General features: G+C 40.7%; 6 protein-coding genes. 5 read left to right on the forward strand and 1 reads right to left on the reverse strand.

Annotated features, from left to right (window positions below; all coding sequences use genetic code 11):
• The coding region (locus NTV63_01050) for a methyltransferase domain-containing protein (GenBank protein MCX6709526.1) at window positions 1-799 on the forward strand (799 nt) is incomplete at its 5' end.
• 13 nt (window positions 800-812) lie between these two features.
• Window positions 813-1,964 carry a methyltransferase domain-containing protein gene (locus NTV63_01055; GenBank protein ID MCX6709527.1) on the forward strand — a complete coding sequence of 384 codons (1,152 nt, stop codon included), beginning with the start codon at window positions 813-815 and terminating at the stop codon, window positions 1,962-1,964.
• On the opposite strand, the gene NTV63_01060 is transcribed toward NTV63_01055, so the two are convergent.
• On the reverse strand, window positions 1,961-2,227 hold the full coding sequence (locus tag NTV63_01060) for an acylphosphatase (protein MCX6709528.1): 267 nt from the start codon (window positions 2,225-2,227) through the stop codon (window positions 1,961-1,963). The genes NTV63_01055 and NTV63_01060 overlap by 4 nt on opposite strands.
• A gap of 55 nt (window positions 2,228-2,282) precedes the next feature.
• Here NTV63_01060 and NTV63_01065 point away from each other — a divergent pair, with 55 nt between their 5' ends.
• The 3 genes from NTV63_01065 to NTV63_01075 all read left to right on the forward strand — a co-directional run.
• Window positions 2,283-2,891: a hypothetical protein gene (locus NTV63_01065; protein MCX6709529.1), complete on the forward strand. Its 609-nt coding sequence runs from the start codon at window positions 2,283-2,285 to the stop codon at window positions 2,889-2,891.
• A 10-nt stretch (window positions 2,892-2,901) separates the two neighbouring features.
• Window positions 2,902-3,537: a hypothetical protein gene (locus tag NTV63_01070; protein MCX6709530.1), complete on the forward strand. Its 636-nt coding sequence runs from the start codon at window positions 2,902-2,904 to the stop codon at window positions 3,535-3,537.
• Between the two features lie 263 nt (window positions 3,538-3,800).
• Window positions 3,801-4,240: hypothetical protein (locus NTV63_01075; GenBank protein ID MCX6709531.1), on the forward strand; the 440-nt coding region annotated here is incomplete at its 3' end.

Here is a 4,240-nt window from a genome sequence, read left to right on the forward strand (position 1 = left end):
AAAGGAAATTCTAAAAGAAACAGGAGAATACCCATGGCACAGAATATATTCAAAAGATTTCTGCGTAAGAAACAAATCAATTGAAGGAAAAAGCAGGATTCAGGAAAAAGAGTTTGCATCAAAAATATGGAACGAACTTGCAAAAAAAGGAATAAGCCCAAAGGTAAACCTGGACAATCCGAAAACAAAAATAGAATTCATATTCTTAGGAAAAAAGGTTTTTTCAATAATGCAGGTTGCTGAATCAAGGGAAAACTTTGCTGAAAGGGAGCCAAAAAGAAGGCCCGGATTTGCGCCAGTAAGCATGAGCCCAAAATTATGCAGGGCAATGGTAAACCTCTGCTCTGCAGGAAAAAAAGAATCGATAACAGACCCATTCTGCGGAACAGGCGGAATAATCCTTGAGGCAGCAATCCTCGGCTATAAAACAGAGGGGTTTGACATAGACTCTGAAATGATAGAAAAGGCAAAGGAAAACATTCTGCATTTTAGAGTAAAAAACTGCAAATTGGCAGTCATGGACGCATCGTCAATAAACAGGAAAATGAATTACATTGCATGCGACCTGCCTTACGGCTTGCGCTCAATGATTTCAGAGAAAAAAGAATCGCTATACCCGAAGTTTTTCTCTGTCCTCAAAAGGTTTCTTGGAAAAAGGGCAGTTATCGGAATCCAGAAAAGCAGGGAGACAGAAAAAATACTTAAAGCCCTGCCCCGCAATCTAAAAATAGCAGGAAGGTTCAGCCAGTATATTCACAGGAGCCTTACAAAAGAGATAATTGTGATAGACAAGAGATGAGCGCAGCAGAAAAATGAACAAGCAGAACTTAAATGAGGCAATAAGGGAGATTGCAAATCTCTCCCAGAAAGGAGCGTCCTCTTCTGAGATTTCAGAAAAAATAGGGAGGCGGGGTTTTTCAGAAAAGGAGATTTCAGAGCTTTCAGATATTGCCTCGGCAAGAAAAAGGGGAAAGGAGAAATTCTCAGAGCCGGAAAAGATGTTTATGGGGCTTTCAGACATTAGGTTTGCAACTCCTGAAATAGTTGCAGAATACCGCGCAGAACGCCTTAAGTGCGATGTTATTGCAGATTTGTGCTGCGGAACAGGGATGCAGGCAATATCATTTGCAAGAAAATGCAGAAAGGTTTATGCGATTGACATTGATGAAAGAAAAATAGGATATGCCAGGCGCAATGCAGAGGTATTCGGGATAAAAAATATAACCTTCCTTGCTGCAGATGCCCTTTCAAAAGAGGCAGAGGAAGCAATATCTGATGCAAAAATCATATTCTGCGACCCGGAAAGGGCTCCCGAGGAAAAGGAGAGAAACATAGAAGACATTAAAATCATCTCTGAAATCATAAGAAAATATTCAAAAATAACAAAGGATTTGGCATTTGAAATTCCTCCCCAGATAACTCCTGACCGGGTTAAATTCAACTGCGAGCTTGAATACCTTTCGCTGAACGGAAAGCTGAACAGATTAAACATTTATTTCGGGAATCTTAGGAAAAATGAAAGGAGCGCAATTCTTCTTCCTGAGAAAAAGGCAATATCCTCAACAGGAAAGGATTTCAAAATAACAAAATCAGGCAATGCCAAAAAATACATTTATGAGATTAATCCGGCCGTATCAAAGGCAGGGTTTGCGCCAGAGCTTGCATCAGAGTTTGGATTATTTGCATATTTTTCGTCAAAAAAATTGCATCTCCTGACTTCTGATAAGGAAGCTGAAAGCCCGTTTATGAAAAGATACGAAGTTTTCAAAGAACTTTCTGATGAAGAATCAGGAATAATTCCTGCGCTCAAGGCAATTAATGCATCAGAAGTCATTCTTAGGGGAAGCATTGACCCAAAAGAATACTGGAGAATAAGGAAGGGATTTGAAAGAGAGCTTAATTCGGGAGGAAAAAAAGTCCAGCTTTTCGTGCTTGACGAAAAATGCATTATTGCAAGCGCCTAAAGCCGTATCTCAAAATCCTCAAATTCCTCAATAGGCATTTCCTCTTCTTCTGAGCGCTCAATCCTTGACATTATGGGACCGCGCTTGCACTGCCTTGAAAAAACCAGAATCTTTTCATCAGAGCCGTTTGCAACAACCTCAACGCAGTCCTTTAAGTTTCTGACAAAGCCCTTAACTCCTATAAGCTTCGCCTGCTGCCTTATGAAAAAGCGAAATCCTACCCCTTGCACATCGCCGTAAAGCCTGAGATGAACCTGTTTCATTTTATAATGTAAAAATGCATTAGTTTTAAATATTTGCTCTTTAACAAATGGGGGAATGGCAAGGAAAACAAAAGAGAACAAGGGAAGAAAAGCAGCGATATTGTCAATAGTAATAGTTTTTCTCATGCTTTCAAGCACAATAGCATACATTGCAGTTGACAGCAGCAGCAACACAATAAGGCACAAGAACATAAAGTTTTCATATGATGAGAACGAAAACCTCTGGACAGGAAGGTTTCCGGGCGAAAATGTGCTGTTCTACACATCTCCCGAAGAATTTGACCTGCTTAACATATCGCCGGAAATATCAGGAAAAATCCTTTCCTCAAGCATGATTGTGATTTCATTTAATCCAAAGGAAGATGTGCAGATGCTTGCAGCAATTGACGCAGTAAGCTACGACATTTACAGCTACCTCTTGCCAAACAGCATCTATGTTGACAGGGCAATAACAGCGCTTAATTCAAATTACACCTTTCCTGTTGCAGACTGCATAAATGCATCGCAGTATGTCCCGATACTCAAGTTCATGAAATCAAATGCGACAGATGTCTCATTAAGCAATAATTGCATAGTGGCAGGGGCGCCTAACGCAAGAGAGCTTCTTGTGATAAGGGACAAGCTTGTGTTTGACATTTTCTACAGCCTGAAAGTGAAGAAATAAGGGATTAATCATGGATGAAGAGAAAATGCCAGAAGAAGCAGAGCAGGAGAAAATTCCAGAGAAGGATTCATACAAAAATCTCACAATAATAATCCTTGTTATTGTTGCGCTGTTTTCTGCGCTCATAATCGGGGCAAGATATGTTATGAATCTGCCTGAAAAATACGAGACATACTACTACAACGGCTTCACATTCACAAAAATAGGCCCTCTCTGGTATACCCAGATTCAGCACGATACAACTCTTTATGATGTGGCGCTGCACTTTTCTCCAAGAGAGCTTGAATCTGTCCCAATATCAGGAAAAGAAAGCGGATTCTCAAATGACACAACACTCTACATAACATTTGACCCAAAGGCAGAAAACATGAGCTATGTCGCACTTGCAAACGCAGAACTGAGCCAAGTTTTTGCCATGTCATTTAATAGAAACATGACTGTGGCATGCCTTTCAAAGGAAGACCCTTTATGCGAAAGCATGCCCATTATTAACTGCACAAACACAGACAAGCCAGTAATACTGTTTGAAGAAAGCGGGGAAGCGTCTGTTATTGTAAACAGGAATTGCGTGATGATTAAGGGAAGCAGGGACAATCTTGTCAAGGCAGCTGACAAGTTCATTCTAAGCTACTATGGAATAATGTAAAAAAAGTCCGGGAAATCCCGGACAAAGAACGAGGGGATTTAATAGACGTAAAGATGGACTGTGCTTTTTTTGGCGCTTTTAACGCTCAATTTCATGAACTGCGTAAAGAAAAGCCCGCTTATTGTCTTCTGTGAAAGGTCAACCATTGATATCACCTCTTTTCTTAATTCTTTCAGGGAATAAGCGCCTTAAATAGGCTGCGCGGGTGTTTGTCCAGTGCGCCAAGGAAAAATTTAATAACAAAAGAGTAAAACAACTGATTGATGTTTAAAAAAAGAGGGCAGGTTTCTGTATTTGTGATGGTTGCAATAGTCGTATTTGTGGCATTTGCCTTTGTTTTCGCAGTTGGATATGCAATTTCAAAGGGAAACCTTGAAAGCCAGGTTAAGAAAACAGCAGCTGTCTCAGACCTCATAGATTCTCTTAAAAATCACATCTCGTCGTGCATGAAAAGCTCAGCAGACAAGGCATTATTGAGAATAGGCGAGCAGGGCGGATTCATATACGAGGAAGAGGGGGGAAGCTCAAACATAAACTCAGTTGTTTTTGAGGAGATTGACAACACAAGAAGGGCATACTGGCTTCTGAAAAACAGCTGGGACCAGCCGCCAGGATACCCGACAAGCGAGAATAATCTCGGATTCATGCAGGTTCCCCTTCTCCAAAAAGAGGATGTTCCAAAAGGAGCAGGAGTAATTCAGAG

The sequence above is a fragment of the Candidatus Woesearchaeota archaeon genome, from assembly GCA_026394965.1.
GTDB lineage: Archaea > Nanobdellota > Nanobdellia > Woesearchaeales > 0-14-0-80-44-23 > JAPLZQ01.

Bases quoted from the DNA above. Each gene is read 5' to 3' on its own strand.
- NTV63_01055 (MCX6709527.1), top strand. From the start codon at position 813: ATGAACAAGCAGAACTTAAATGAGGCAATAAGGGAGATTGCAAATCTC.
- NTV63_01065 (MCX6709529.1), top strand. From the start codon at position 2,283: ATGGCAAGGAAAACAAAAGAGAACAAGGGAAGAAAAGCAGCGATATTG.
- NTV63_01070 (MCX6709530.1), top strand. From the start codon at position 2,902: ATGGATGAAGAGAAAATGCCAGAAGAAGCAGAGCAGGAGAAAATTCCA.
- NTV63_01060 (MCX6709528.1), bottom strand. From the start codon at position 2,227: ATGAAACAGGTTCATCTCAGGCTTTACGGCGATGTGCAAGGGGTAGGA.